General features: G+C 41.7%; 31 protein-coding genes. 5 read left to right on the plus strand and 26 right to left on the minus strand.

The genetic code is table 11. The annotated features are described in order from the left end of the window. Nucleotides 1-36 precede the first annotated feature (36 nt). Nucleotides 37-543 (minus strand): PTS glucose transporter subunit IIA, encoded by a 507-nt coding sequence (locus NSS80_RS11175; RefSeq protein WP_024422767.1) that lies wholly within the window; start codon nucleotides 541-543, stop codon nucleotides 37-39. A gap of 170 nt (nucleotides 544-713) precedes the next feature. Between NSS80_RS11175 and NSS80_RS11180 the strand changes: the two genes are divergently transcribed. Next, on the plus strand, nucleotides 714-1133 hold the full coding sequence (locus NSS80_RS11180; protein WP_208946484.1) for an Hsp20/alpha crystallin family protein: 420 nt from the start codon (nucleotides 714-716) through the stop codon (nucleotides 1131-1133). A gap of 19 nt (nucleotides 1134-1152) precedes the next feature. Here the strand turns inward: NSS80_RS11180 and NSS80_RS11185 are convergent, their stop codons facing one another. The 3 genes from NSS80_RS11185 to NSS80_RS11195 all read right to left on the minus strand — a co-directional run bounded on the left by NSS80_RS11185 (nucleotide 1153) and on the right by NSS80_RS11195 (nucleotide 2353). Continuing rightward, on the minus strand, nucleotides 1153-1581 hold the full coding sequence (locus NSS80_RS11185) for a YppG family protein (RefSeq protein ID WP_317221977.1): 429 nt from the start codon (nucleotides 1579-1581) through the stop codon (nucleotides 1153-1155). A 108-nt stretch (nucleotides 1582-1689) separates the two neighbouring features. Then, the gene (locus tag NSS80_RS11190) at nucleotides 1690-2070 is read right to left on the minus strand and encodes a YppE family protein (RefSeq protein WP_226340828.1); all 381 of its coding nucleotides are present in this window, start codon (nucleotides 2068-2070) and stop codon (nucleotides 1690-1692) included. 49 nt (nucleotides 2071-2119) lie between these two features. Further along, nucleotides 2120-2353 (minus strand): DUF5446 family protein, encoded by a 234-nt coding sequence (locus NSS80_RS11195; RefSeq protein WP_223251001.1) that lies wholly within the window; start codon nucleotides 2351-2353, stop codon nucleotides 2120-2122. A gap of 197 nt (nucleotides 2354-2550) precedes the next feature. Between NSS80_RS11195 and sspM the strand changes: the two genes are divergently transcribed. Further along, the gene (sspM, locus tag NSS80_RS11200) at nucleotides 2551-2655 is read left to right on the plus strand and encodes an acid-soluble spore protein SspM (RefSeq protein WP_024422772.1); all 105 of its coding nucleotides are present in this window, start codon (nucleotides 2551-2553) and stop codon (nucleotides 2653-2655) included. A 24-nt stretch (nucleotides 2656-2679) separates the two neighbouring features. On the opposite strand, the gene NSS80_RS11205 is transcribed toward sspM, so the two are convergent. Continuing rightward, the gene (locus NSS80_RS11205; RefSeq protein ID WP_317221976.1) at nucleotides 2680-3636 is read right to left on the minus strand and encodes a DUF2515 domain-containing protein; all 957 of its coding nucleotides are present in this window, start codon (nucleotides 3634-3636) and stop codon (nucleotides 2680-2682) included. A 46-nt stretch (nucleotides 3637-3682) separates the two neighbouring features. Between NSS80_RS11205 and recU the strand changes: the two genes are divergently transcribed. Beyond that, nucleotides 3683-4318, plus strand: coding sequence for a Holliday junction resolvase RecU (recU, locus tag NSS80_RS11210; RefSeq protein ID WP_034280474.1), 636 nt, complete (start codon nucleotides 3683-3685; stop codon nucleotides 4316-4318). Nucleotides 4319-4337: 19 nt separating this feature from the next. Then, a complete protein-coding gene (locus NSS80_RS11215) occupies nucleotides 4338-7052 on the plus strand; it encodes a PBP1A family penicillin-binding protein (RefSeq protein ID WP_342498314.1) in 2715 nt (904 codons plus the stop codon). Nucleotides 7053-7088: 36 nt separating this feature from the next. Here the strand turns inward: NSS80_RS11215 and NSS80_RS11220 are convergent, their stop codons facing one another. The 17 genes from NSS80_RS11220 to NSS80_RS11300 form a co-directional block, all read right to left on the minus strand. After that, nucleotides 7089-7598: a YpoC family protein gene (locus NSS80_RS11220; protein ID WP_317221974.1), complete on the minus strand. Its 510-nt coding sequence runs from the start codon at nucleotides 7596-7598 to the stop codon at nucleotides 7089-7091. Further along, the gene (gene nth, locus NSS80_RS11225) at nucleotides 7595-8257 is read right to left on the minus strand and encodes an endonuclease III (RefSeq protein ID WP_034280464.1); all 663 of its coding nucleotides are present in this window, start codon (nucleotides 8255-8257) and stop codon (nucleotides 7595-7597) included. Before nth ends, NSS80_RS11220 begins: the two co-directional genes overlap by 4 nt. Before the next feature lie 17 nt (nucleotides 8258-8274). Continuing rightward, the gene (locus NSS80_RS11230; protein WP_034280461.1) at nucleotides 8275-8979 is read right to left on the minus strand and encodes a DnaD domain-containing protein; all 705 of its coding nucleotides are present in this window, start codon (nucleotides 8977-8979) and stop codon (nucleotides 8275-8277) included. 99 nt (nucleotides 8980-9078) lie between these two features. Continuing rightward, the gene (gene asnS / locus NSS80_RS11235) at nucleotides 9079-10371 is read right to left on the minus strand and encodes an asparagine--tRNA ligase (protein ID WP_087975939.1); all 1293 of its coding nucleotides are present in this window, start codon (nucleotides 10369-10371) and stop codon (nucleotides 9079-9081) included. 115 nt (nucleotides 10372-10486) lie between these two features. Further along, nucleotides 10487-10972: a cell wall elongation/penicillin-binding protein regulator TseB gene (gene tseB, locus NSS80_RS11240; protein WP_317221973.1), complete on the minus strand. Its 486-nt coding sequence runs from the start codon at nucleotides 10970-10972 to the stop codon at nucleotides 10487-10489. 12 nt (nucleotides 10973-10984) lie between these two features. Beyond that, complete coding sequence (locus tag NSS80_RS11245) at nucleotides 10985-11155, minus strand: YpmA family protein (RefSeq protein WP_065214698.1); 171 nt, start codon at nucleotides 11153-11155, stop codon at nucleotides 10985-10987. 132 nt (nucleotides 11156-11287) lie between these two features. Beyond that, the gene (gene dinG, locus NSS80_RS11250) at nucleotides 11288-14080 is read right to left on the minus strand and encodes an ATP-dependent DNA helicase DinG (protein ID WP_317221972.1); all 2793 of its coding nucleotides are present in this window, start codon (nucleotides 14078-14080) and stop codon (nucleotides 11288-11290) included. A 113-nt stretch (nucleotides 14081-14193) separates the two neighbouring features. Continuing rightward, entirely contained in the window at nucleotides 14194-14577 is a 384-nt protein-coding gene (gene panD / locus NSS80_RS11255; protein ID WP_317221971.1) for an aspartate 1-decarboxylase, read from the minus strand. Beyond that, entirely contained in the window at nucleotides 14570-15436 is an 867-nt protein-coding gene (gene panC, locus NSS80_RS11260) for a pantoate--beta-alanine ligase (RefSeq protein WP_317221970.1), read from the minus strand. Before panC ends, panD begins: the two co-directional genes overlap by 8 nt. Continuing rightward, nucleotides 15433-16272 (minus strand): 3-methyl-2-oxobutanoate hydroxymethyltransferase, encoded by an 840-nt coding sequence (gene panB, locus NSS80_RS11265; protein ID WP_024422781.1) that lies wholly within the window; start codon nucleotides 16270-16272, stop codon nucleotides 15433-15435. The genes panC and panB overlap by 4 nt, the downstream gene beginning before the upstream one ends. A 197-nt stretch (nucleotides 16273-16469) precedes the next feature. Further along, nucleotides 16470-17453 carry a biotin--[acetyl-CoA-carboxylase] ligase gene (locus tag NSS80_RS11270; RefSeq protein WP_317221969.1) on the minus strand — a complete coding sequence of 328 codons (984 nt, stop codon included), beginning with the start codon at nucleotides 17451-17453 and terminating at the stop codon, nucleotides 16470-16472. Continuing rightward, on the minus strand, nucleotides 17426-18628 hold the full coding sequence (locus NSS80_RS11275; RefSeq protein WP_101676915.1) for a CCA tRNA nucleotidyltransferase: 1203 nt from the start codon (nucleotides 18626-18628) through the stop codon (nucleotides 17426-17428). Before NSS80_RS11275 ends, NSS80_RS11270 begins: the two co-directional genes overlap by 28 nt. Then, complete coding sequence (gene bshA / locus NSS80_RS11280) at nucleotides 18621-19766, minus strand: N-acetyl-alpha-D-glucosaminyl L-malate synthase BshA (RefSeq protein WP_317221968.1); 1146 nt, start codon at nucleotides 19764-19766, stop codon at nucleotides 18621-18623. The genes NSS80_RS11275 and bshA overlap by 8 nt, the downstream gene beginning before the upstream one ends. Before the next feature lie 2 nt (nucleotides 19767-19768). Beyond that, complete coding sequence (gene bshB1, locus NSS80_RS11285; protein WP_046311596.1) at nucleotides 19769-20473, minus strand: bacillithiol biosynthesis deacetylase BshB1; 705 nt, start codon at nucleotides 20471-20473, stop codon at nucleotides 19769-19771. Beyond that, complete coding sequence (mgsA, locus tag NSS80_RS11290) at nucleotides 20460-20879, minus strand: methylglyoxal synthase (protein WP_034280445.1); 420 nt, start codon at nucleotides 20877-20879, stop codon at nucleotides 20460-20462. The genes bshB1 and mgsA overlap by 14 nt, the downstream gene beginning before the upstream one ends. A 17-nt stretch (nucleotides 20880-20896) precedes the next feature. Next, the gene (gene dapB, locus NSS80_RS11295) at nucleotides 20897-21700 is read right to left on the minus strand and encodes a 4-hydroxy-tetrahydrodipicolinate reductase (RefSeq protein WP_176967032.1); all 804 of its coding nucleotides are present in this window, start codon (nucleotides 21698-21700) and stop codon (nucleotides 20897-20899) included. Between the two features lie 5 nt (nucleotides 21701-21705). Next, nucleotides 21706-22041 carry a nucleotide pyrophosphohydrolase gene (locus NSS80_RS11300; protein ID WP_024422788.1) on the minus strand — a complete coding sequence of 112 codons (336 nt, stop codon included), beginning with the start codon at nucleotides 22039-22041 and terminating at the stop codon, nucleotides 21706-21708. Nucleotides 22042-22178: 137 nt separating this feature from the next. Here NSS80_RS11300 and NSS80_RS11305 point away from each other — a divergent pair, with 137 nt between their 5' ends. Next, the gene (locus NSS80_RS11305; protein ID WP_024422789.1) at nucleotides 22179-23051 is read left to right on the plus strand and encodes a YitT family protein; all 873 of its coding nucleotides are present in this window, start codon (nucleotides 22179-22181) and stop codon (nucleotides 23049-23051) included. 30 nt (nucleotides 23052-23081) lie between these two features. Here the strand turns inward: NSS80_RS11305 and ypjB are convergent, their stop codons facing one another. From ypjB to qcrB, 4 genes are all read right to left on the minus strand, one after another. Continuing rightward, complete coding sequence (gene ypjB / locus NSS80_RS11310) at nucleotides 23082-23885, minus strand: sporulation protein YpjB (protein WP_317221967.1); 804 nt, start codon at nucleotides 23883-23885, stop codon at nucleotides 23082-23084. Nucleotides 23886-23950: 65 nt separating this feature from the next. Then, the gene (locus NSS80_RS11315) at nucleotides 23951-24544 is read right to left on the minus strand and encodes a DUF1405 domain-containing protein (RefSeq protein ID WP_024428102.1); all 594 of its coding nucleotides are present in this window, start codon (nucleotides 24542-24544) and stop codon (nucleotides 23951-23953) included. 100 nt (nucleotides 24545-24644) lie between these two features. Next, nucleotides 24645-25412, minus strand: coding sequence for a menaquinol-cytochrome c reductase cytochrome b/c subunit (locus tag NSS80_RS11320; RefSeq protein ID WP_073206084.1), 768 nt, complete (start codon nucleotides 25410-25412; stop codon nucleotides 24645-24647). 41 nt (nucleotides 25413-25453) lie between these two features. After that, entirely contained in the window at nucleotides 25454-26128 is a 675-nt protein-coding gene (qcrB, locus tag NSS80_RS11325; protein ID WP_003215804.1) for a menaquinol-cytochrome c reductase cytochrome b subunit, read from the minus strand. Nucleotides 26129-26130: the final 2 nt, after the last annotated feature.

Raw genomic sequence — 26130 nt, forward strand, 5'->3', positions numbered from 1 at the left:
AAAACTACCCTATCAATGGGTAGTTTTTTTCATGAACTATTTCATTTTCACTGTAAAGAGCTTGGACGTCTGCTTTTCTACAGAGCCTTTTGGTTCTTTATCAAGTCGTTCGATAAGGTCACCATTCATAATCACAATCGGTGTCACTGTACTTGATGCTTTCTCTTCAATCAGTTCTAAATCACATGTAATAAGAGGATCACCGATTTTCACTTTATCCCCTTCTTTCATGTGGGCTTCAAATCCTTCACCATTTAACCCAACTGTTTCAAGTCCGATATGAATCAGAAGCTCAAGCCCCGAGAGTGTTCGAATGCCAATTGCATGTTTTGTATGGAAGAGCTGAATGATTTCACCCTCTACTGGTGACACAATCGTCCCACTTTTTGGTTTTACTGCTACGCCGTCTCCCATCATCTTTTGAGAAAAGACGGGATCTGGTACATCAGTCATATCCATTAACTCTCCATCAACTGGAGAATAAATGACTTCTTCCTTTACATCATCTTGGTTTTTTCCGAAACCGAATAATTTTTTCAGCAATGTCAATTTGCTCCCTTCAAGCTTTGCTTCCTAAATCTATTTCGTGTATGAAACTTTACGCCCATACACCTTGCTTTCATTCAACACTATTTAATCATAATTTTTTCCTCTCATCAATTGATAACCGCCTGAGCCCCCTCTGCATAGGCTGTAGATGAGAGGTGATTCAGATGAAACATGAAGGCGAAAAAAAACATGAAATGCTGGCAAATGAAGATATGCTATATGAAGCGATTGAACAATTTTTTGCATCCTCCCCGTTTCACGAGATATTAAATAGTGCAGAGGCACTCATGACCACATCGCATTCACTTGCATCCATTACGACCGATGTGACAGAGGATGAACAGAATGTGTATATCGAGATTCAATTTCCAGACCATTTTGTCGAAGGAGACATTGCGCTAGAAGTAAAAGCCCAATATTTACACTTATCAGTACAGGAAAAAATCAAAACGAATACGACTACCTCGTATTCAAGTTTTACTAAAACGATTTTAATGCCGGCAAAAATAGATGAGACAAAAATGCAGAGTGTGTGGAAAGATCAATCGCTTCATGTGTCTGCGCCAAAGCAAACAACCCAATAGTTCAATCTATTGGGTTTAGCTATGCTTTAAAAATGCTGGTAAATCCTTTCGCCAATGAGCCTACTTGATTCATTGTACTCATCATTTGGCCAGCTGTATCAAACATTTTGTTAAAATCGTATTGCCCATTCGTCTTTTTGAATTGTGACAGCACACTTTTAAATTGAGATGGCTGCTGTTTTTGCGGCCTTGGCAATGGATAAGGGTTCATAGGCGGCTGCATGGGCATCATGCCTGGAGGCGGCTGCATAAGCGGCACGTTTTCTTGGTATCCATAAGGCGGCTGATAAACAGTAGATGGTGCCTGATTCATTCCCCCTCCACCTTGATACGGCGGCATGAAATAGTCTGGAGGCTGCGGAGGCTGCTGCTGCATCTCTGAATACGGAAAAGGCCTTTGCTTGAATTGATTGAATTCATAAGGCTGCTGGTTTGAATAAGGGAACATCTATCTCGCTCCTCTCGCTCTCAACACATATTGATGTCACTCATATATTATGACCAAGAGCAGAAGATGTGCCTAAAGAAGCCATAAGAAAAACGCAGCATCATGTCTTTAGCTGCGCTTTTTGATTTCTTCTATTAAAAGGTTCAGAGTGTAAACCACTGACTCAACTAAATTTTTTACACGGGGTGCGTGCTGTTTACCAAAATAAGATTGCAGGACAACCTCTTTACCATTTTCTTTTACGGCTTCAAGCTGTTCTTGGTGTAAATATCTAGGTTTGGCCTGCTCAATAAACGAGATCGCAGCGGTGAGCCACTCCTCCATTTTCTGATCAAATGTAACAACGGCCGGCTGAATATCCGTATAAAAATCATACGATGGGTATTCCTCTTCAGCCTTTCCCTTTTGGTACTGCTTATACGCTTCTTCGATCCATATTCTCAAGTTTTGTGTATGTTCAAGTAATGTTTGATTATCCAAAGTGTTCACCTCTATGAACCATCCTATCAAACGTTTACCTATTGCTCAAATAGAAAAGCTATCCGGCGTGATATGCCGGTCTTGCTGCCAGTTTATACTCGGCTGCATGAAGCTTCACTTCACAGTCCTTTACTTCTGATTCAAGCCGGTCAATTATTTGTTCTTGCTCTTCTATCGCTGCACGTTTCGTCTGCTTCACAGCAAGAGACAGCTCTTCCTCCACCGCATCAATTTTTCGCTCGATTTCCTCTAACAACTGCATAATGGATTCTTTTGATACAAATTCGCTCATCATCAGATTCCTCCTTTATTGTCTCTCGTTACATTCTCTTTTCTTTCTCCCCCTCCTTCACACATGACAAAACTAGAAGCAAATCGCCAATCTAAGTGTAGATGAGCGCTATTTCTTCCTTTTCGACAGATGCTTGTCCTTCTTTGTATGATTGCGTCCGATTGTGTAAATTCTAAGGACAAAAGGAGGTAGATTTCATGAAAAAGCAGCCAGCACCAAAAGAGCAAAAACCAAAAGGGAAAGAAAACAGTCCAGATCAGCTTGATAAAAAGCTCGGCGGTCCTAATCGTCCATCAACGTAAAAAAAAGCAGGCACCCCCTGCTTTTTATTTATGCAAAAAATAGTGCTCTAATGAGAAAAGAAAACGAAGCTGTCTTTTTTTATGGAAATACCAGTCGGTCAGATCAATCTGCTTTGGCAGCGGCTCTGCCTCAAATAAAGATGGACTCAATTTCTTTTGAAACCAATCTTCCCTTTGATCGTCTAATGAATGTGTCATCACCGGATAAACCGTCCGAAGAAAAGGTGTTGACCTTCTAGCGATCCCTAAAAAAGGTTCAAAATCAAACCGAGACCCCGTATGCGGAACGGTATGCAAAAAATGATAAAAATCCGAAAACAAATCGGCTCGAAATAATAGTTTCGCTAATTTTTTACCTAATGTAATGCGATCCTTTACATTGGAAAACTTCCGTATGGTTAAGCCGTACAAATGCCCGTCCACCGTTGGAAAAACAACGGTTTGGAAATGTCCCCACTCGCTGAAAAGATATTGAATCGAGTGAAAAACATTCTTTTTCAGAAGAGGATTTTGTATAATAGGAGATTGTATAGTATATTGTTCATTTATGATGAGTGCATAAAGCAGACGCTCTGTGTCACGCTTTAGCCAGAAGCGTTCCCACTCAGCGCTCATAAACCGAGACACGGAGAAATAAGGAAGCAGATGAAACAAAGGTTGACTGCATCGCTTAGACCATTCGTACAAAAGAAGCTGAGGGTAAGCATCCGAAAAGATCAGCCAATTCGCTCTTTCATATGCTGTGAAAAAAAGGTGCCCCTGCTGATCCGTTAAACCTGGATGGAAGAGCTCGCCTTTTAAATCCGTCATGGACCACCCAGCATTTCTCGAGACAAAGGAAGCGAGCAGCGACCATTTCATCTCTGGATGCCGGTCATAAAAGCGCTTGTAGGCATTTGTCCTCGTCAGGTTGTCTTTATTTTTTGCTTTCGTTTCACGCAAAATTTGCTGAGTGATGATATGCTCTTCTTGGGACAACATGGTGATCTCTCCAATACAAAATGCATTAAAAGGAGGCTGAAACTTGATGATTCGGTATCCAAACGGAAAATCGTATCAGCCCATACAACAAATTGGGACAAAAAAAAGAATCAGCGGCGAATCCTCTTATAGTAACCGCGGGATGACGCTTGAGGCTGATTTAAATGAAACAAACCAATACTATTTGGTCAACGGGATCGCAGTCATTCATAAAAAGCCTACCCCAGTTCAAATTGTGAATGTGGATTATCCAAAAAGAAGTGCTGCTGTCATTAAAGAAGCCTATTTTAAACAATCATCCACAACAGACTATAACGGGGTGTATAAAGGCCGCTATATCGATTTTGAAGCAAAGGAAACCAAAAGCACTACCTCGTTTCCGCTCAAAAATTTCCACGACCATCAAATTGAGCATATGAAACAGGTTGAAAAGCAAGGCGGTATTTGTTTCGTTATTATATCCGCTTTTGGCTCCGTTTATTATTTGCCCGCTTCAGATCTCTTTTTCTTCTGGGAGCGGCAGAAAAAAAACGGCCGTAAATCCATTAGCAAAGACGAATTAATGGAAGCTGGCCACATAATGACACTTGGATATTCGCCAAGAATTGATTATATTAAAGTAGTGGAGACACTTCATTTTTCGGATGAAAGCAAGCAGCAATTACGTTCGAAAAAGGTTTAACACGAAAGGTTGAGATGTGATGTCTGATCAATTTACAAGTCGTGAACAGCGACGTAAAGCAAGTCAAGAAAACAATAAGAAGCAAAAGAACAAAAAAGGCAAAAAGAAAGCAGGTCTATTTAAAAAAATATTTTTATCTTTACTCGTGATCGGTCTACTTTGTTTAGTTGCCGGAATCACAACTTTTGCCGTTTTTGCATCAAGCGCTCCTTCTATTGATGATAGTAAGCTTAAAACACCATACTCTTCAAAGCTTTATGATAAAGACAAGAAAGTGTTTGCAGAAGTTGGTGCAGAAAAAAGAACGTATGTCTCGATAAAAGATATACCCGATGTGGTAAAAGACGCGTTTATTGCGACTGAAGATGCACGTTTTTATAAGCACCACGGGATTGATCCAATCCGTATCGGCGGTGCCCTTGTCGCAAACGTTGAGGACGGCTTTGGTGCTGAAGGCGGAAGTACCATTACACAGCAGGTTGTGAAAAACTCCCTCCTAAGCAATCAAAAGACGTTAAAACGGAAAGTACAGGAAGTATGGCTCTCGATTCAGCTTGAGCAAAAATACTCTAAAGATGAAATTTTAGAAATGTATTTAAACCGTATTTTCTTCTCTCCTTATGCTTATGGAGTTGGGAAAGCAGCTGAACAATTTTTCGGAGTCACAGATTTAAATAAACTAACCGTTGCACAGGCTGCTACACTTGCAGGTATGCCGCAGAGTCCTTCTGCCTATAACCCAGTGAAACATCCCGAGGCAGCGGAAAAACGCCGTAATATCGTTTTAAGCCTTATGAAGAAACAAGGCTATATTTCTGAAAAAGACTATGACGTTGCAAAAGCAACCCCTGTCAGCAAGACAGTTGTTTCAGCTAGTAAATATAAGAGCCAAAACTCTAGTAAGTACTCTGCCTACATTGAAGAAGTGATGGAAGAAGTTCAGAAAAAAGCCAAAGTGGATGCGTCAACTGACGGATTAAAAATCTATACATCACTTGATCGAAAAGCCCAGGATCACCTAAATGATATCATTAATGGAGATTCAGTTGGATTTACGAAAGGGATGCAGGCGGGTGTCACCCTGCTTGATACGAAAAATGGTGAAATACGCGCCATTGGCGGTGGACGTGATGTACCAGCAGGCGGCTTTAACTATGCGACGGATGCAAAACGCCAGCCAGGGTCCACAATTAAACCGATCTTAGATTACGGCCCAGTCATTGAAAACAAAAAATGGTCAACATATCAGCAAATTGATGATGCACCATATACGTACTCAGATGGTACACCGATTAACAACTTTGACAGAAGACATTTAGGTAAAATGTCGATGAGAAGTGCTTTGGCACAATCGCGTAACATCCCTGCACTTAAAGCATTCCAAGAAGCTGGTTCAGCCAATGCCGCTCAATTTGCTAATAATTTAGGCATGGACTTACCTTCTGATATTCCAGAATCTTATTCCATTGGTGGATTTAAAGATGGTGTGTCTTCATTAAAAATGGCAGGTGCATTTAGTGCATTCGGTAATAACGGATACTATAATGAACCGCACGCTGTCACATCTGTTGAATTTAATGACGGGACAAAGCTTGACCTTACGCCAGACTCAAAAGCAGCAATGAGTGATTACACAGCATTTATGATCACAGATATGCTGAAAACTGCTGTCCAATCTGGTACTGGTACACTTGCACAAGTACCGAACGTTCAAGTAGCTGGTAAAACAGGTACAACGAACTTCACACAAGATGATATTAATAAATACAATATCCCTTCTGGCGGTGCGAAAGATTCGTGGTTTGTCGGTTATACGCCGCAATATACAGCAGCCGTTTGGACTGGAATCGGTAATTCAAAAGATGCAGACGGCAAAATGTGGCTGAATGATTACGAGCAGCGTGTTGCCAAAATCGTCTTCCAGCGATTGATTTCTCAAATTGATGATGGAAGCGGCTCATTTGAAAAACCAGACAGTGTCGTCGAAGCTTCAGTTGAAAAGGGATCGGATCCAGCCAAATTAGCCGGACCGAATACACCGAGTGACAAGAAGACAACAGAATACTTTGTTAAAGGAACGGTACCAACAAAAGTCTCTGACACATACGAGAAAAAAGAAGCCGATAAGCCTTCTGATTTAAAAGCGGTGTATGATGAAGAGAAAAAATCCATCACACTGACTTGGGGCTATTCTGACGACGCTGATGCTACATTTAATGTCAAGCAAGCAGTTGATAATGGCGGCTATAAAGAGATTCAAAAAAACTCTGCTAAAGAAGCGGTCATCTCTGATGTGAAGCCTGGCTCCACATATAAATTCCAAGTGACAGCCACTGTAGATGATGTCACGAGTAAAGCGGCATCTACCTTCCTCACCATTAAGGATGACGCAGATGAGGAAGAAAAAGCGGATGATGAGAATAAAGAAGAAGAAGAACCGCAGCAGCCTGACGACGAGCAGACAGACCAAACAGACGATAACAAAAATCAGCCCCCTGGCACTGATGAGCAAAAGCCTGATGACAAAAAAGATCAAGATAAGGATAAGGATCAGGACCAAGGTGGAAATACAGAAAACGGAAATAATGGTTCTTCAGATAATGGCTCAGACAGTACAAATGGGAACAGCAACTCGCAAACTGATAATAAAGATAAAAAGAAAGATGATGAGAAAGCCAACTCTCAAAGTTCCAATTCGCAATCAAATGCTACTTCTCGAAAAGAAGATGAATAATGAAAAAGCACTTGCCTCCTATGGCAAGTGCTTTTTTTAACGCTGCTGTTTGATTTTTTTAAGTGCTTCATATTTTCCATACTGCTTTTTTAATTCCGTGTATAGCTCGTCCAATTGAATAAAGCAGTGATATTGAGTTGGTTTTAGCAAAATGAACTCTAAACGTTCCGTCCAATTAATCGGAGCAACAGGAAATGTCTCTTGCTTGATATGATCCCATTCAAACGTTTGGACACTCTCCCCTTTGATCCAGTAAAACATCGCAATCATACTGACGATTCCTTGCAGCATATCATCTTCTTCACAGCGGGATTTTCTTGTTTGGAAACGAGGAAGCATTTTTTCTTTTAATTCGTCCCACAGCTCAAACATCACAGGAACAAATTCTTCAGTTTCCTGCCATGGAAGCTCGTCTGTTAAAGGTTCTGAAGATAGATCATATGCGAGCGGATTGGCCCTCAGTATATCTACTCGATCACCTTTAATCTCTACCTTTTTTTCTTTTAGCTTTTCGACATATGAGGTGAAAACAGCTGCCCCGCTCATGCCAGCTTCACCAATCCTTTTTTCAGCCTCTTCTGCCCTTCTCTGCACATATCAAGAAGCGGACACGATTCGCACTGCGGCCGCTGCGCCTTACAATGATATCTCCCAAAAAAGATCAGACGGTGATGCGTCACAGACCAATCTTCTTTTGGCACCTTTTTCATCAAGGTTTGCTCTACTTCAAGCACAGAATCTTTCCAGCGGCAGATGCCTAGACGCTTGCTGACTCGTTCTACGTGTGTATCTACTGCTATTGCCGGTACACCAAAAGCGACTGAAACGACGACATTTGCTGTTTTCCGGCCAACCCCAGGAAGCTTAACAAGCTCATCCCGGTCCTTTGGTACTTCACCGCCATATTCTTCAATCAGCATTTTGCTCAACTTTTGAATGTTTTTAGCCTTATTTCGATAAAGACCAATCGAGCGAATATCTTGCTGCAGTTCTTCAAGCGGTACACTTAAATAGTCTTCTGGTGTTTTATATTTTTGAAAAAGTGTTTTGGTGACCTTGTTTACAAGCACGTCTGTACATTGAGCAGAGAGTGCAACAGCAATCACAAGCTCAAATGGATTGTCATGAACAAGCTCACACTCAGCCTCTGGAAACATATCTCCTATAATATCTAAACACTCATTGATTTGTTTTTTTGTTAACATGCCTTCTCCTTTATTGGTTATTGTTCCAGCCAATTATAAAAAGGAACTTGTCGTTTATAAGTGGACGTCTCTTCTTTTGAAGGCGGCGTTTTCTGCTGAGAACGGAAATGCTGGCTATGCTCTTTTGCTTCTTCCGCTGTTTTCAGCCCTTTCTTTTTCCACTCAAATAAAATTCGATCAATATAACGGAAATTTAATTTCCCTGATAAAACGGCTTCTCTTAGCGCCAGCCGAATCATCTCAGTATCATGATGGTCTTGATCCATCCAGATCGAAAGTGTTTCTCCTTCAAGAGGAGACAGCGGTCTGCCGAATTCATCTTCAAATAAAGCATATAAAGATTTTTCAGCCTGCACATGATGTTTTTGCGCTTCTTTCGCCTGTTTTGCTTCTAAAAAGTCATACAGCACGCCCCATAAAGGTTCTACTGAATAGCGGTCATGCTGAATACCAGACCTGTCTTCAAATGGCTGAATCGAGATAAATCCTTTTTGAATGAGATGCTGAACCATATACGCACACTCTTCCGCTGAAATGGTCATGCCTTGAGAAAGTTCTTCAAATGTTTGGAAGAAAACGCCTTGTTCTTCATTCATTTTAATTTTAAGCATCACCATCATCTGTGATTCATTCAGTCCTAACTGCTCATAATGAGCAATCAGCAAATTAGGCAAACTTGTCGACCCCATTTGCTGCATATTAATAAATTGCTGTCTATTCATCGGATACACCTCTTCATTTTAAGTATATCACGTTTTATTTCACGTGCCCCTCTAAAAAGACGTTTGAAAAAGCCTCCAACAAATGGAGGCTTTCACGTCTTAAGGGTATAAACGGTTTAATAATCTTGGGAAAGGAATGGTTTCACGCACATGCGGCGCTCCGCTAATCCAAGCAACTGTACGTTCAAGTCCAAGACCAAAACCTGAATGCGGCACAGAACCATATTGTCTTAATTCTGTATACCATTTGTAAGTTTCCTGATCAAGCCCATGTTCTTTCAATCTTGCTTCAAGAAGCTCTAAATCATGAACACGCTCAGAACCGCCAATAATCTCTCCGTAGCCTTCTGGTGCAATCAAGTCTGCACAAAGGACAACATCTTCACGATCCGGTGCTGGCTGCATATAAAACGGTTTTAATGATGTTGGGTAATGAGTGATAAACACTGGTTTATCATAGCTTTCGGCGATCGCTGTTTCGTGAGGCGCTCCGAAGTCATCTCCCCATTCAATATCATCAAATCCTTTTTCCTGCAAGAATTTAATCGCTTCATCGTAAGTGATGCGCGGGAATGGTGCTTTGATGTTTTCTAATTTCGCTGTATCACGGCCTAGTGTATGCAGCTCCACTTTACAGTTTTCAAGTACACTTTGAACAACATGAGACACATAATTTTCTTGATACTCAAGGTTTTCATTGAATTCGACAAAAGCCATCTCCGGCTCGATCATCCAAAACTCAATTAAATGACGTTTCGTTTTAGATTTTTCAGCTCTAAATGTTGGGCCAAATGAGAATACTTTTCCGAGTGCCATTGCTGCAGCTTCCATGTAAAGCTGGCCACTTTGAGAAAGGTATGCATCTTCATCAAAATATTTCGTAGCAAACAGTTCCGTTGTGCCTTCAGGTGCACTTCCAGTTAAAATTGGCGGATCTACTTTCACGAAACCTTCTTGATGGAAGTATTCATATGTAGCACGAATAATTTCGTTACGGATTTTCATAATGGCATGCTGTTTTTTAGAACGAAGCCATAAATGACGGTGATCCATTAAGAATTCTGTTCCATGCTCTTTTGGTGTAATTGGATAATCTGTCGCTTCATGAATCACTTCAATGGATTTCACTTGCAATTCAAAACCTAGCGGTGAACGCTCATCTTTTGTCACTTGACCTGTTACATAGACAGATGTTTCTTGAGTGACTGATTTCGCAAGCTTAAAGACTTCCTCTTCCACTTCTGCTTTTACTACGACTCCTTGAATAAAGCCTGTCCCGTCACGCAGCTGCAAAAATGCAATTTTTCCGCTTGAACGTTTATTGGCAATCCATGCGCCGATGGTTACTTCTTGATCGACGTGTTTAAACACTTGATTAATCGTTGTTTTCAACATAATTCCCTCCAAAACCAGAAAGAAACTCACCTATTTGGCAGGTGTGAATCTTTTTTCATACATTTTATTATAACCGTTCTAAATCAGCATGGTCAACGCAAGACAGGAGAAACTACGGTGTTAAATTTTTTTCCACGTGTCCTGTCGAGAAGTCGACATAGCTGAAGCTATATTGATTGTTCTCATTTAAGTATGTCACTTCCCAAAGAAGTACGTCACCTTCTCTCGCTAATTTGACTTCTTTTAGCTTAGAGACCGTGTTCTCCTTTTGAACGGCTTGTACTGCTTGATTCGAGGTAATGCCTTCTTTTGCTTTTTTTGCGATCACTTTTTCTTTTTTGCTGGCAGGAACCCAAACGTAGGTCGTTTCATTCTGTTTGTTTTTCCCTTCAACAATAAATTGTTTTTCTTTCCCGACAAAGGTTTCCACTTTCTCCACTTGTACGATGTTTGCTTGTTCTTTTGCTCGTTCGATCGCTGCTTCATGCCCTTGTTCTCTTTGTCCCATGGCAATTTGATAAATCCACGTAAAGCTGATGATGCCAATAAGCAGAACGAGAGCCACTACAGATGAAATAATCCAGACTATTTTTTTCATGTCAAGCTTCCCCTATGTGCGGTATATCGTAAATACCGCTTGATTTTGGTCTTCTTGATCTAATGCTAATCCAAACATAAGATCTTCTCTTTTAAGCGTTCTGTTCAATAAATCAACGATTTTGTAAAGGTCTTCTGAATGCTTAATTTGAACAGTTGAAAGTACCTCTATTTTACTTTCCACTTCTAATTCCTCCTCGGTACGTAAATATTGTTAGTCATACTTTTCTGCACGGGAACCGATACTATTTTTACAACGGAACACAAAAAGCCGTTACGATAAATTAACTCCAAACCCACACCAGCTAAAGGCCGCTTATGACAGCGGCTTTTCGTTGTTAAGGTTTTCTATATACGCCTCAAGTGACTCTTTTGACATCTCGTGAACCGGCGCATGAGGGAGTGATTCTAAAAATAGTTTTCCATATGAAGCGGTTTTCACTCGGCGGTCTAAAATCAGCAATGTGCCTATGTCTTTTTCAGAGCGCAGCAAGCGTCCAGCTCCTTGCTTAAAGGTTAACACAGCTTCTGGTAAAGCGACGGCTTTAAACGGATTTTTTCCTTGTTTTTTTGCTGCATCACATTTGGCTTCAATAAGCGGAGAATCAGGCGGCCTGAACGGAAGACGTGCCATGATGACTGTTGTCAGCTCTGCGCCCGGAAAATCAACACCTTCCCAAAAACTACCCGTACCAAGTAAAATGGCCTGTTTTGCTAATTTGAACATTTTCGTTAATTTTACGGGGCTTCCGCCTGTTAGACCTTGAGCAAAAAGGGCTGACTGCATCCCTTCTGTTTTTAGCTCTTCATAGACTGCTTTTAACATCTCATGTGAATTAAACAAAACCAATATTTTTGCATGCTGCTGCTTTTCCATGACCTTAATATATTGCGCAGCCTGCTTTACATAATCTCGTTCATCACGGTTTGTAATCGGCGGCATGTCTGCTGGAACAATGACCTTAAGCTGTTTTTCAAGTTCGAAAGGTGAATCAATTTGCACAAGATGAGGGTAAAAATCTTGCAGCCCAAACCGTTCCAAGCAATAATCAAAGCGGTGATTGATGGTGAGTGTCCCTGATGTGAGGACAACACTCTTTTTGTTCATAAAGAAACGATCAGCCAAAAGCTCCCCAGTATCTAACGGCTGTGCATGCATAAAGACTGCGTTTTTGGCACCTTTTGCATCAATTTCAATCCAAACCGTTTCATCGTTTTTCGGTTCAAAGATAAACCGGTACAGTGTACTGCAAAAAGTATGCATAAACGACATGACTTGGTCGTATTCCTCTGCTTCAAAGGCAAAGTGTTCTGTCAGCTGATCACTTTTTTGAAGAAGCTCATTTTTTTGCTGTTCATACAGCTTCTCACAAGCAATTAACAAGGAACAAAGCTTACTTGCCGTTTCTTTAATCCGTTTCCACTGAGCATGCTTTGAATGATGACGTACTCTATGAATGAGACGATTGATGTCGGCTTTTGGTTTTGTCCTTTTCACAAATGAATGGACGGTGCTAAAGAAAGCGTCACTTTCCATTTGAAGCTGGTTAAGATACTCATCCATTTCAATAAAGGTGTCTGTTTGTAACCCTGCATGATGAAATCTCTTTTTCAGTTTCTTTAACAATCCGCCTTGCAAGGAGCCAAGCTGTGTTAACTTCACGTGAAGCTGGATATAAGACGCACTATCCCCTAGGGTTTCATTGGCTGTTTTCTCAAATTGATGGGCTTCGTCTATCACATATACGTCAGCATGCTGAAAGATAGACGATGCCTCCGTTTGTGATAAGAGCAGACGATGATTCGTTAAAATTAAATCTGCTGTTTTTGCCCTTTTTTTGGCGCGCTCATAAAAGCAATACTCTTTAAAACGGCGCTTTTTCGATGTAAACGGCATATGCACACAAGAAATGCGGTCTTTTATATTGGCAGCTCCTGACGGTAAATTCAGTTCAGATAAATCACCTGTTTCTGTTACAAGGAGCCACATTAAAATTTGCGCCTTCGTTAAGACGACATCATAGTTATCATCTTCCTCATGAAGCACATGCTCAAACTTATCTAAACAAATATAATGCGCCCGACCTTTAAATACACAGGCAGCCGGCTCGAACGGGAGCAATTGATTCAACATTGGCACATCGCGCTGAAGCATTTGCTGCTGCAAAAGTATGGAATATGTACTAATAATGACAGGTTTTCCTGATTTCCTCGCTTCTAGAGCAGCTGGGATGAGGTAAGCGAGCGTTTTCCCAATACCCGGTGCCGCCTCAATTAATGCATAGGCTCTTTCATGAAACACATCTCTCACTTTATTCATCATTGTAAGCTGGCCTTCTCTTACCTCATAGCCTTCTACCGTTTGCGGAAGCTTCTTTTTGATTTCCTCAAACAGCTGTTCATCATCTTCACCTACTGAATGTGTCGCCCTACTGATAGGATTGGTGACATCTTTTACAGCAAAAGAGCCGACTTCCACCAAAGAATCTTCCCGGCTAGCATGACTTGTTTCAAGCTGCTGAATTAAAAGTCCTATATCACTTAGGAGATAAGAGGATAATCTGCGCAGCTGCTTCAGCACAATTTTCGGTGTATGTTTTAATTGATGTAATAAAGTTAAAAATAACATGGCAGTAACTTCCGCATCACTATCCGCCCTATGCGGGTGGTCATGTGGAAGCATGAGCTCTTCACTTAATTCAGTGAGCTTATAACCTTCAAGCTCAGGATAAAGAATTCTAGAGATCTCAACTGTATCAATTGCTAGCACATCCAGCTCATTTTTCCCGCATGCTTTTAGTTCATCATTTAAAAAATTCAAGTCAAAATGAACATTGTGCGCAACAAAATAAGCACCCTGTATGAGATCATACACCTCTTGGGCAATATCCTCAAAAAACACCGCATCATCAACCATGTGCTGCTGAATGCCTGTCAGCTGTTCAATAAATCCAGGGATTGCTTTTCCCGGATTCACATATTTTGAATACCGTTCGACAATTTGTCCATTTTCAATGACCACCGCAGCTATTTGAATGATTTTATCACCCTTTTTAGGTGAATTTCCGGTGGTTTCAATATCAACGACAACAAACCTTTGATCGGTCATAAAATGGACACCTCAATTCCTCGTTTCACCCTGAAGTGAAACACACTCTGGACAAAATAGATGAAACAGAACAGCCTCTCTTCTGAAACTGTTCTGTTTCCATGGAGCTTGCGTTATAAAATCGTTCTCGCAGGCTCTTGCCCAATCATTTGTTCAATTTGATTTTGTTTATTTAACACGACCACTTTTGGTGTATGTGTCTTTGCTTCTTCTTCTGACAGCATCCCATAAGCGATAATAATGACTTCATCCCCTGGCTGAACGAGTCTCGCCGCCGCCCCATTTAGACAAATGACACCGCTCTTTCTTTCGCCGGGAATAATATATGTTTCAAGTCTTGCGCCATTATGATTATTGACAATTTGTACTTTCTCATTTGCCATCATACCTGCCGCATCAAGTAAATCTTCGTCAATTGTAATACTTCCCACATAATGTAAGTTTGCTTCTGTTACCGTTGCTTTATGAATCTTAGATGTCATAAAGGTTCTATACATGTTTTTCACCGCTTTCAGGAACATGGAAAATCACATTATCAATCAGTCTTGCCCGTGAAAATTTCACCGCAATCGCCATAATGACTTGACCTGTTAACTGCTCAAGCGGCTCAAGTTCTGGATATGAGTATATCTCAATATAATCAATTTCTCCGCACGTCTGAACAAGTTCCTCTTCAATCAGCTGGTATACACGACTGACATCACGTTCACCTTTCTCAACAGCTGACCGTCCTTTTTTTAATGCGCGGTATAAAGCGGGTGCTTCTTGTCTTTCTTTTTCTGACAAGTACACATTCCTTGAGCTTTTCGCTAAACCGTCTTCTTCTCTGACTGTCGGTACAGATACAAGGTGAAGATCAAAGAAGAAATCCTTGATCATCGCATCGATCACAGCGACTTGCTGTGCATCCTTTAGTCCAAAGTAGACATTTGTTGGTGACACAAGATGAAACAGCTTTGTGAGCACAGTGACAACGCCGTCAAAATGTCCTGGACGTTTTTTTCCGCATAAGACATCCGTCCGCTTTTGAACCGTCATCGTAATAGATGGTTCATTTTGGTACATTTCCTTCACATCAGGTGTAAATAAAATATCCACCCCTGCTTGTTCTGCAAGACGCTGGTCTCTTTCCATATCCCTTGGATAGGATTCAAAGTCTTCATTTGGTCCAAATTGCAAAGGATTGACAAAAATACTCATCACGACAATGTCATTTTGACCTCTTGCCTCTTTCGCAAGCGTCAGATGTCCTTCATGAAGAAAGCCCATCGTTGGGACAAAGCCGATGGAATGCTGTTTTTCTTGATGCTGCTTGATTAATTCTTTTAGCTCGTGAATATGGGTGACAACGTTCATTTTTTGATTCCCCCATATAAGCCATCAAGGACTTCTTCTTTGATATGAAACGTGTGCATGTCCTCTGGAAATGTGCGTGCTTTTACTTCTTTCGTATATTGAATGAGCGCTTCTTCTAAAACAGTATCAATTTGCGCGTATTGTTTCACAAACTTAGGTGTTCTAGACACCCCGTATCCTACTACATCATGGTAAACGAGAACTTGTCCGTCTGCCTCAGCTCCTGCACCAATTCCGATCACAGGAATCTTCAGCATGTCGGTAATTCGTTTTGTCAGTTCGCCAGGTACGCATTCCAATACAAGAGCGATTGCACCGGCTTCCTCACATTTCAAGCTGTCTTCAATCAATTTTTGAGCACTTTCGTGGTCTTTTCCTTGCACTTTATACCCGCCAAGTACACCAACTGATTGAGGTGTGAGGCCTAAATGACTGACGACAGGAATTCCGCCTCTTGTTAAAGCTTGAATGGATTCAAATACTCCATCTCCGCCTTCTAGCTTTAAGGCATCGGCACCGCTTTCTTGCATGATGCGTGCAGCATTTTTCATTGTTTCTTCTAACGAATAATGGTAAGACATAAATGGCATATCAGTCACAACAAATGTGTCTTTTGCGCCTCTTTTCACTGCTTTTGTGTGATGGATCATATCATCCATCGTGACTTGAACTGTGGAATCTAGTCCAAGTACAACCATCCCAAGTGAATCACCAACTAAGATCATGTCGACTTCCGCTTTTTCCGCTTGCTTTGCAGCTGGATAGTCGTATGCGGTCAGCATCACAATAGGTTCGTTTTGTTCTTTCATTTTGAAAAAATCTAGCTTTGTCTTCATTTGTTCCTCCTCATTCTGGAGAGGAGATGGCTTGCCTCACATCACATGCTTTGATTTCTCATGTGCGGCGAATCATCCCTCTGTCCAAGTCCCTTAGGATCAAGGCAGAAATTTATCGAATTTTTCTTCCTAACAGGTACAGTTCTTTGCAGATACTGCCCACACGAAGTATATCAAAAATGTGCCGGGTGTTCCACTCAAGTTGACTTGATCTCAATGTCTGCGGAGTAGATTTTTTGGATACCGTCCTCCGTTTCAAGCAATAAAACACCTTCTTCATTGATGCCAAGCGCCTTCCCCGTATATTGCCCATTGACGGTGCGGGCAACAATATGTTGACCGATCGTCATCGCAAACGATTCCCATAATTGTTTAATCGGCGCAAATCCTTGCTTCATATAATCATCATATCTTTTTTCAAAAGTGGACATGATCTGTTGTATAAGTGCAGCACGATCCACTTTTTCATTCAGTTCCATCCGCAGACTTGTGGCGACATCCTTTAGGTCATCCGGGAAGTCATCAGCTGTTTGGTTCACATTTATGCCCGGTCCAATAATGACCGCATGAACCTGGTCCGCTTCTGCTTTTAATTCAGTCAGAATGCCAACGACCTTTTTTCCATTCAACAAAATATCGTTTGGCCATTTAATAGATGGATTGAGTCCTGTTTGCTGCGCAATCGCTTCTGCGATGGCTACAGATGCCAAAAGCGTCATTTGCGGCGCTTTATGCAGCGGGATCTCAGGCCGGAGAATAAGACTCATCCAAATGCCTGTCCCATTTGGTGAATGCCACGTTCTTTGAAGACGCCCTTTTCCGTTTGTCTGATGATCGCTGACAACGATTGTGCCGTGGGGCGCACCTTCATTGACAAGATCATGGGCAATCAGCTGAGTGGAAGCGACTTCTTTCTGAAAGTAAATATGCCTGCCGAAACTCTCTGTTTCCAGACCAAACAGAATTTCGTCCTCACTAATTTTGTCCGGTTTACGAAGCAGACGGTATCCTTTTCTTCTAACTGCTTCTACCTCATACCCCTCTTTTCGCAAGTCCTCCATATGCTTCCACACAGCTGTTCGGGAGCAGCCAAGCTCATCACAAATCTGCTGACTTGAGACAAAATCCTGACTGGATGCTGTAAATAGTTCAATTAATCGTTTTCTAATTGCGGATCGCATGCTTTAAGCCACTCCTCTATGGCTTCTTTTCGGTTTTCTAAACGGTTTTGCAAAACGGCTTTTTTCACAAAATTGAGCTCCTCTGCAATCCATTTCCCAGACGGCTTTTGCCGAAATGCCATTAAATCTTTTCCTGAAACAGCGAGGTCTTGGAGCTTTTTAATCGGCAGTGCATCATAAGAACGCTTCGCTGCCTCCAGCTCATCAAAGAAAATGCGGCGCTCATGTTTTAGCTGTGTGATCTTCAAACTAGATAAGAGCACGTGTTCACCAGCTTCAAACATGGTTTCCGCATCCCAGTCACAATCAACGTATTGACTAATAGCTACTGCGTCTTTCAAAAGCTTCGTTGACAGCTTCCATTCTTTTAAGAAGGCCGCAGCCTCCGCTTCATCTAGGCCGAGCAAATGGATGAAAGCCCCCCATACCTCTTCTAGTCCATCCAGTAAGTAATATGGAAAGGCTTGAAAGGATTCATGAAGACGCTCCTCTTTGAGACCTGGCAATTCTTCATATAATTTGGTTGAAATGAGTACTTGAATGGCCTTCTCACAATGACGGCCTTTTAAAAGCTTCTCCATTTCAATCTTTTTGCGCTCAACTGATATGTTGGCAAGCAGATGCTTATCCTTTTTCATAGCTTCAGCCGTTTCATCAGCGAGTTCAAAGCCAAGCTGGCTTAAAAAACGGACAGCTCTCATCATGCGAAGCGCATCTTCTTGAAAGCGGCACGCAGGATCTCCTACGGTTTGAATTCGTTTCCGCTTAATATCCTGTTTTCCACCTACATGATCAATAATTTCCCCATTTATATCCATGGCCATCGCATTAATCGTTAAATCTCTTCTTAAAAGATCTTCCTTAAGCGATGTGATAAACGCCACTTCTTTCGGTCTGCGAAAATCTTCATATTCTGATTCCGTTCGAAACGTCGTGACCTCATAGCTGACACCATCATGCAACACAATGACAGTGCCATGCTCCTTACCGACATCTACTGTTTTTTCAAATAAGGACTCAACCTTATCAGGTGTTGCATCTGTCGCAATATCGATATCGCCGATTTCCCGTCCTAATAGAACATCTCTCACCGCTCCGCCGACAAAGTAAGCCTGATGCCCATGTTCGTGCAGTGTATGTAATATAGGGATCGCATGTGTGAATGGTTCATTCATCTTCATCATCACCTTCGATCAATTCTAGGTAAAGCTTCTCATATTCACTCACAATCTTATCAGAGGAGAAATGAGCCTGAACACTAGACTGTGCTGCCGCTGACACTTTTTCATGAAGCGATTCGTCTTTCAGCAGAGACACTGCGTGCTTTGCTGCTCCATCTATATCGCCGAGCGGGACAAGAAACCCTGTTTCTCCATGTGTAATGACCTCTGGAATACCGCCGACATCCGTACCGATACAAGGGACACCGCATGCCATTGCTTCAAGAAGCACAAGCCCAAAGCTCTCCTTCTCCGAAAGAAGCAGCTTCAAATCACTTATTGAATAAAGCTCCTCAACCTTCTCTTGCTTGCCTAAAAACAATACGCGGTCTGTCAGTCCTAATTTTTTCACGAGTTCACATACAACCGATTTCTCAGGACCATCACCAATGAGCAGCAGCTTTGCCTGCACCTGTTCAGAAATCTTTTGAAACACATGAATCACATCATGCACCCGTTTCACCTTTCGAAAGTTTGATACATGGATGATGACCTTTTCGTTCGGTAAAAGACCATAATGTGTCTTTAACAAATCGTGATCTTCACGCAAATACACCCGTTCATCAACAAAGTTATGAATCGTATCAATTTTTTTATCTGGTTTGATGAGATCGTATGTCTGCGCAGCTAATGAATGCGACACCGCTGTTACGCGGTCCGATGATTCGATGGCGAACCGGATCACTTCTTTTAATGATGGATCATAGCCTAAAACCGTAATATCCGTTCCATGAAGCGTCGTAACGACTTTCACAGAGTGTCCAGTCATTTGTTTGGCTAGAAACGCACAGACAGCGTGCGGGACTGCATAATGCGCGTGAATAATGTCAAGCTTTTCTCGTTTTGCGACTTCGGCCAATTTACTTGCCAGCGCAAGGTCATAAGGCGGATATTGAAAAACTGCATATTGATTCACATCCACCTCATGAAAATAAATATTCGGATATACTTTATTAAGCCTAAACGGAATGCTAGAGGTAATGAAATGAACATCGTGCCCTTTTTCAGCTAAACGTTTTCCAAGCTCCGTGGCGATAATGCCTGAGCCGCCGACACTTGGATAACAAGTAATTCCGATCTTCAGTTTTTTCATAATTACCCCCCAAGTAAGTCATCGTCTATTAAAAGTGGTTTCTTTGTGATAAACCCTTCTGCATAAGCTTTGTTGACTTCTCTTCCATACATAGACTCTCTCATTTTGACAAAATCAATATAACCGTTCACAAGAGGTGTCTCTACTGAGTTTGCCGATTTAACAAATTGGCTTTTATACGCGTGCAAGCTATCAATTTTTTGGTGCATTTCCTCAGAAATATCGATCACAAAATCTGGACGATGGTGCCCATTAATCATGTAATAATACATTTGGCTTATTTTATGCGCTGGCTGCTTGTATGAATCTTCAAATTTATGTATACCTGCAGAAAAAGCGGCCTCTTCTACAAGTGAGCCCGCATGGCCATGATCTGGATGCCGATCTTGGTGGTACGGAGCGAAAATCAGTTTCGGTTTGTATGTTCGAATCACGCCCGCAATTTCCTTCATCGCTTCGTCGTTTAGATAAAGCCCTCTATCTGGCAGTGTAAGCTGGATTCTCGCTCTGACACCTAAAATAGCGGCGGCGGCTTTTGCTTCTTCTTTGCGGCTCTCGACTGTTCCATTTGAAGATAATTCGGCCTGGGTCAAGTCGCAAATCCCGACGCGCGCCCCTTTTTTTACGTATTTTGCAATCGTTCCGCCCATTCCGATCTCTACATCATCGCTATGGGCACCGAATGCAAGGATATCAAGTCGTTTCATTTGTTCCTCCGTTTTTTGCTACATCTCGAAAATCAAACGTACCTTTATTTAAATTCCTGACTAAAATTTCAGCAGTTCCCATATTGGTGGCTAATGGAATGGTATACACATCGCAAAGCCGGATGAGTGCAGATACATCCGGTTCATGCGGCTGCGCAGTTAGCGGGTCTCTAAAAAAGAGCACAAGATCCATTGCATTATCAGCAATTAAAGCACCGATCTGCTGATCTCCCCCAAGTGGTCCTGATTGGAAACGATGAATGGGAAGCCCCGTCGCTTCTTTCACTCTCAAACCTGTTGTCCCTGTTGCGTAAAGTGTATGATCTGCCAAAATATCACGATACGCGGTGGCAAACTGAATCATGTCACTTTTTTTCTTATCATGAGCGATTAAAGCAATGTTCATCAGGAATCCACTCCTTATTAGTCGATGATATTTTCTAAACCATAAACGAGCTGATCAATGTGCATGACCTGCTCTACTGAAAGCTTCACGCCTGACATAAAGGATGCACGGTTATAAGAATCATGACGAATGGTGAGCGTCTGTCCGTCCATTCCAAACAGCACTTCTTGATGTGCAATCATACCAGGAAGTCTCACGCTGTGCAGACGGATACCATCATAATCGGCTCCTCGTGCCCCTTCGATTAATTCTTTCTCTTCTGGATGTCCCTGCTTTTTGCTTTCTCTTACTTCTGCAATCATTTCAGCCGTTTTTAAGCCCGTACCGCTTGGGGCATCTAGTTTTTTATCGTGGTGAAGCTCAATGATTTCAACGTCAGGGAAATAATTCGCGGCCATTTTAGCAAATTTCATCATTAAGACCGCACCGACAGCAAAGTTTGGTGCAATAATACAGCCTATGCCCTTTTCTTCTGTTAATTGCTGAAGCTCTTTTAGGTCATCTTCTGAAAATCCAGTTGTTCCTACGACTGGACGCACGCCATGTTCAAGTGCTTTTTTTGTATGTACTTTCCCGATTTCAGGTGTTGTCAGATCAATTAATACATCTGGTGCTGTTTCTGAAAGACACACATCAATATCCGTATAAATCGGTGCATTAGATGTTGTATGAATCACATCAGATAATTTTTTTCCTTCATGCGTGTGATCAAGTGCGGCCACCAGCTCAAAATGGCCTGTTTCATCCGCCAGCTTCACAGCCTCTATCCCCATTCTTCCTCTTGCTCCAGCGATTACTACTTTGATGGTTTCGTTCGTCATCGTCTCTACTTCCCTTCTTTTTTCGTCCAGCGGTCTTTATCTCTTGTATTGAATTTATGCATCACACGATCATGTGCTTCTTCTAGTGAAATATCAAGTGAATTAGCGAGGCATGTTAACACAAACAAAACATCGCCAATTTCTTCTTCCATGCTTTTTTCTGTTTCCGTTGTTTTTTTCGGCTTTTCTCCATAGTAATGGTTAACCTCTCTTGCCAGCTCCCCTAATTCTTCTGTCAGGCGGGCCATCATCGCAAGCGGGCTGAAATAGCCTTCTTTAAATTGTCCTATGTAATCATCTACTTCTTGCTGCACGTGACGCAGCGTTTTTTCTTTCGTCATGAAGCTCATCCTCCTATCCATCTCTTACATGTTAGCGAAATCATAAATATTTGACAAATGTTTATGACTCAGTTTGCTTGTTTCTCTCCCATACCATATAATATTATCGCTGTCTAAGCAAAAAAAGGAGTGGTCTCTTGCTAAAAGAAATTCGTCTTAAAAATATCGTATTTATTTTAATAGGATCTGCGATTTTTTCTTTCGGTCTTGTTCATTTTAATATGCAGAACAATTTGGCGGAAGGCGGATTTACAGGTATTACACTGCTTTTATATTTTCTATTTCACATTGACCCATCTATTTCAAACCTTGTCTTAAACATTCCGATCTTTTTTATAGGCTGGAAAATGCTTGGCAGAACGATGTTTACTTATACAATTGTAGGAACAGTGAGTCTTTCTGTCTTTCTTGCCATCTTCCAGCGCTTTCAAATACATATGCCTCTCCAGCACGATTTAGCCTTAGCCGCCCTCTTTGCAGGTGTATTTATCGGAACAGGCCTCGGGATCATCTTTAAATTCGGCGGTACAACAGGCGGTGTGGACATCATTGCAAGGCTGATCAACAAGCATTATCAGGTGGCCATGGGACGAACGATGTTCATCTTCGACGCATGCGTCATTACCATCTCTCTGACCTACTTAAATTATAAAGAAGCGATGTATACACTTGTCGCAGTGTTTGTTGCTGCGAAGGTCATTGACTTCATGCAGGAAGGCGCTTACGCTGCCAAAGGCGCCATGATTATCTCTGAAAAAGATGACATCATTCAAAAGAAAATCACAGATGAAATGGAGCGCGGTGTCACCATCTTAAAAGGGGTCGGTTCCTATACGAAACAGGAGCGCAACGTCCTTTATTGCGTCGTTCCGAAAAACGAGCTTGTCCACCTTAAAAGCGTCGTGACCTCAGTCGATCCTCATGCGTTTGTATCTGTCAGTGACGTGCATGATGTACTCGGTGAAGGCTTTACATTAGATGAACACAAAAAGCCGCTCAATCCGCATTAAAAAAGAAGCACCAGTTTTGGGCTTCTTTTTTTATGATTTAGGATAATCAGCCTGACGTTTTTGTTTCTTTTCTTTTTCGGCACGATATTTCCGAAATCCAACATACGTTAACGTTAATAAAATGATACTCCCGGTTGTTAGGATGACCCATAAAAGCGATGGATCAGCTTCATCTTCATCGACGTGAGCAAACACACTCGATAAATCCTCTTCCAGCTTCGTGAGACGTTCAATCTTTGTCCCACTTGATGCTTTTAAAAACTCACCTTGCTCAATTACTTCCATGTGCTGCTTAATTGTCTGCAACTTTTCAGACGAAATATCAATGGTTAAACTTGGATAGATCATATCGTATAAAGAAACCAGCTCATTCCAAGTTTCATAAAATGTCGTCGATTCTGGATCTTTTACTTCTTTTTTCAAAGTAGGAAAAGACCCCATAATGGGCTTCTCCAGCGAACCCCAAAGAGGCTCAGAATTCGACTGGATCGCATCAAGCAGCATTCTAAATTGAGAGGCATAACGAAGCTTTTCGCGCTCATTCAATTCTTCTTGCGGCAGCCCTTTTATCATATCTTGATAGCCAAGTGTAATTTGCCGAATCTGCGTATTCGTCAAAGTTCCACGCCAATTCTCAGCTTTAAATGTCTTTTCAACATACAATGCGACTTGTAACGCCTCATCATATTTAGCTTGTCTCGTTAATTGAAAGATGGAATCTGATAGTTCCGTTAATTCTTGCAGCGTGTTAGCAGCTGTTTCCTCACCTTTGGCAACTGCTGGCTGTAATACGAGAAAAAATAATAGAATCATCGCGATTGGCTTTCGTTTCATGCAAGTCCCTCCTAGCCCTTCTCCTTACAGCGTATGAAGAAAAGGACAAGGTTAGACCAACATTGTTAAGGGAGTTCCAGCTTGACCGATTTTTTCGATAGAACGAGATAATACGAAACAAGAAGAACCGCAATACTTAGCCAAAACGTCACGTAGCCGATCTCGTTTGAGTAAGCAGACAGCATAGAATAACGGGGCATCATACCAAATACATAATCAATTACATCATTATGTAAGATCCAAATGCCTGCTACCACGAGATGACGCATTTGAAAACGATAATATGGCGCAAACAATACAGCCTGAACCGCCATCGCAAAGTGAGACCCAATCAGCATGTATCCTTCCCACGGAAAATCATCAACAGATAAAAGCACAAAGATATTCATGCCTACCGCCCATAACCCATATTTAATCAAGGTCACAAGAGCAAGTGCTTCAAAATAAGGAGCATTTCGTTTCATCAAAAACGCAAGTAATACAAATAAAAAGAAAAAGCTGGCCGTTGGACTGTCTGGTACAAAAGCTAAAAAGACAGCCGGTGTCTCTACGAGCTGCGGAATATACCAATAGTAGCCGTACACAGTGCCAAGGAAATTGATCATAAGCACCAGCACAAGCATGTAGCGCGTCGCTAGCAAATATTGAATCCATCTCATATGTCTCTTCACTCACGATCTGTTAAAATCAGAAAAAAGCTGACAGCGCCAGCTTTTTCTCTTTTGAGTATATCCTTGTACTTGCATTTAAACAACTGAATTATTTTGATTTGACCTCAGATAAATATTTAGAGAGCTTCTCAAGTTCTTCATCACTGCCTTTAAAGACACCCTTCGGCATGTTGCCTTTTCCTTCTACAGCGATTTTAGCGATCTCCTCAGGCGCAAGACCGTTGTCAACGAGTGACGGTCCGGCTGCTCCGCCCTGCATGTTATCCCCGTGGCAGGAGATACATGTCTGCTCTTGATAAATTTTATACTCTTCAGCTGAAGTATCAATCTCTGCTTCTTTCTTAATCTCACCTTGTTTTGCCGCTGCTTCCCAATCATGAGTTGCAACAGACTCCCACGTTAAATATGTTGCTGCGCCGACTGCAAGAATCATCATCCCGACTGCAATTGGTCTTCTATACGGTCTGCGTTCTGGACCTGAATCAAGAAATGGTGCGAGCAAAAGTGCACCAAACGCAATTCCAGGCATAATCATCGCGCCGACGACAGTGAAGTTTCCTGCAGCAAATTCATATTTTAATAACTGGTACAAAAATAGGAAATACCAGTCTGGCAGCGGAATATAGCCAGTATCTGTTGGGTCAGCCATCCGCTCAAGCGGAGGCGCATGAACAACAGTTAGGACAAGAAATCCAATTAAAAAAACGGCACCTACAAGCCATTCCTTTAAAAGAAAGTTCGGCCAAAAGGCTTCTGTTTTTCCCGGATATTCGGAATAGTCTTTAGGTATGTTAGGTTTTCTTTCTGCCGGTATTCTGGAATCTCCGACAAACTTCATCCCTTTTCCCCTATGCAAAGTCATCCCCTCCTCATTGAACATTCATCAAACGCAGCATTTTATAGCGGTCCAGAAATTCCTTGCTTACGAATCATAATAAAGTGGGCAGCCATCAGCCCAAATAATGCCGCTGGCAAGAAAAAGACATGGATAGCGAAAAATCTCGTCAGCGTTTGTGCCCCTACAATGTCAGGATGACCTGCAAGCAGCGTTTTGATCTCTTTACCAATGAAAGGTGTTGCTTCTGCTATTTGAAGACCAACCTTCGTCGCAAACAGCGCCTTCATATCCCATGGTAAAAGATAACCTGTAAAACCAAGTCCAAGCATCACAAAGAAAATGAGCACACCAACAATCCAGTTCAGCTCTCTAGGCTTTTTATACGCCCCTTGGAAAAAGACCCTTAGCGTATGTAAAAACATCATCACAATGACTAAACTCGCACCCCAGTGGTGCATCCCTCTGACAATCTGGCCAAATGCCACTTCATTTTGCAAATAATAGACAGATTCCCAGGCATTTTTAATATCCGGCACGTAATACATCGTTAAAAACATGCCCGAAAGGACTTGAATGACTGTCACAAAAAACGTTAAACCGCCAAAACAATACACAAAAGCGGAGAAATGATGTGCTGGGTTGACGTGCTCTGGCACCTCGTGATCCGCAATATCTCTCCATATTGGTGTAATGTCCAGCCGCTCATCTACCCAATCGTAAATCTTGTTAAGCATCG

It is taken from the genome of Bacillus sp. FSL M8-0350, from assembly GCF_038593345.1.
Taxonomy (GTDB): Bacteria; Bacillota; Bacilli; order Bacillales; family Bacillaceae; genus Bacillus; species Bacillus safensis.

Bases quoted from the DNA above. Each gene is read 5' to 3' on its own strand.
- NSS80_RS11180 (WP_208946484.1), top strand. From the start codon at position 714: ATGAAACATGAAGGCGAAAAAAAACATGAAATGCTGGCAAATGAAGAT.
- NSS80_RS11185 (WP_317221977.1), bottom strand. From the start codon at position 1,581: ATGTTCCCTTATTCAAACCAGCAGCCTTATGAATTCAATCAATTCAAG.
- NSS80_RS11195 (WP_223251001.1), bottom strand. From the start codon at position 2,353: ATGAGCGAATTTGTATCAAAAGAATCCATTATGCAGTTGTTAGAGGAA.
- sspM (WP_024422772.1), top strand. From the start codon at position 2,551: ATGAAAAAGCAGCCAGCACCAAAAGAGCAAAAACCAAAAGGGAAAGAA.
- NSS80_RS11205 (WP_317221976.1), bottom strand. From the start codon at position 3,636: ATGTTGTCCCAAGAAGAGCATATCATCACTCAGCAAATTTTGCGTGAA.
- recU (WP_034280474.1), top strand. From the start codon at position 3,683: ATGATTCGGTATCCAAACGGAAAATCGTATCAGCCCATACAACAAATT.
- NSS80_RS11215 (WP_342498314.1), top strand. From the start codon at position 4,338: ATGTCTGATCAATTTACAAGTCGTGAACAGCGACGTAAAGCAAGTCAA.
- NSS80_RS11220 (WP_317221974.1), bottom strand. From the start codon at position 7,598: ATGAGCGGGGCAGCTGTTTTCACCTCATATGTCGAAAAGCTAAAAGAA.
- nth (WP_034280464.1), bottom strand. From the start codon at position 8,257: ATGTTAACAAAAAAACAAATCAATGAGTGTTTAGATATTATAGGAGAT.
- NSS80_RS11230 (WP_034280461.1), bottom strand. From the start codon at position 8,979: ATGAATAGACAGCAATTTATTAATATGCAGCAAATGGGGTCGACAAGT.
- tseB (WP_317221973.1), bottom strand. From the start codon at position 10,972: ATGAAAAAAATAGTCTGGATTATTTCATCTGTAGTGGCTCTCGTTCTG.
- dinG (WP_317221972.1), bottom strand. From the start codon at position 14,080: ATGACCGATCAAAGGTTTGTTGTCGTTGATATTGAAACCACCGGAAAT.
- panD (WP_317221971.1), bottom strand. From the start codon at position 14,577: ATGTATAGAACCTTTATGACATCTAAGATTCATAAAGCAACGGTAACA.
- panC (WP_317221970.1), bottom strand. From the start codon at position 15,436: ATGAACGTTGTCACCCATATTCACGAGCTAAAAGAATTAATCAAGCAG.
- panB (WP_024422781.1), bottom strand. From the start codon at position 16,272: ATGAAGACAAAGCTAGATTTTTTCAAAATGAAAGAACAAAACGAACCT.
- NSS80_RS11270 (WP_317221969.1), bottom strand. From the start codon at position 17,453: ATGCGATCCGCAATTAGAAAACGATTAATTGAACTATTTACAGCATCC.
- NSS80_RS11275 (WP_101676915.1), bottom strand. From the start codon at position 18,628: ATGAATGAACCATTCACACATGCGATCCCTATATTACATACACTGCAC.
- bshA (WP_317221968.1), bottom strand. From the start codon at position 19,766: ATGAAAAAACTGAAGATCGGAATTACTTGTTATCCAAGTGTCGGCGGC.
- bshB1 (WP_046311596.1), bottom strand. From the start codon at position 20,473: ATGAAACGACTTGATATCCTTGCATTCGGTGCCCATAGCGATGATGTA.
- mgsA (WP_034280445.1), bottom strand. From the start codon at position 20,879: ATGAACATTGCTTTAATCGCTCATGATAAGAAAAAAAGTGACATGATT.
- dapB (WP_176967032.1), bottom strand. From the start codon at position 21,700: ATGACGAACGAAACCATCAAAGTAGTAATCGCTGGAGCAAGAGGAAGA.
- NSS80_RS11300 (WP_024422788.1), bottom strand. From the start codon at position 22,041: ATGACGAAAGAAAAAACGCTGCGTCACGTGCAGCAAGAAGTAGATGAT.
- ypjB (WP_317221967.1), bottom strand. From the start codon at position 23,885: ATGAAACGAAAGCCAATCGCGATGATTCTATTATTTTTTCTCGTATTA.
- NSS80_RS11315 (WP_024428102.1), bottom strand. From the start codon at position 24,544: ATGAGATGGATTCAATATTTGCTAGCGACGCGCTACATGCTTGTGCTG.
- qcrB (WP_003215804.1), bottom strand. From the start codon at position 26,128: ATGCTTAACAAGATTTACGATTGGGTAGATGAGCGGCTGGACATTACA.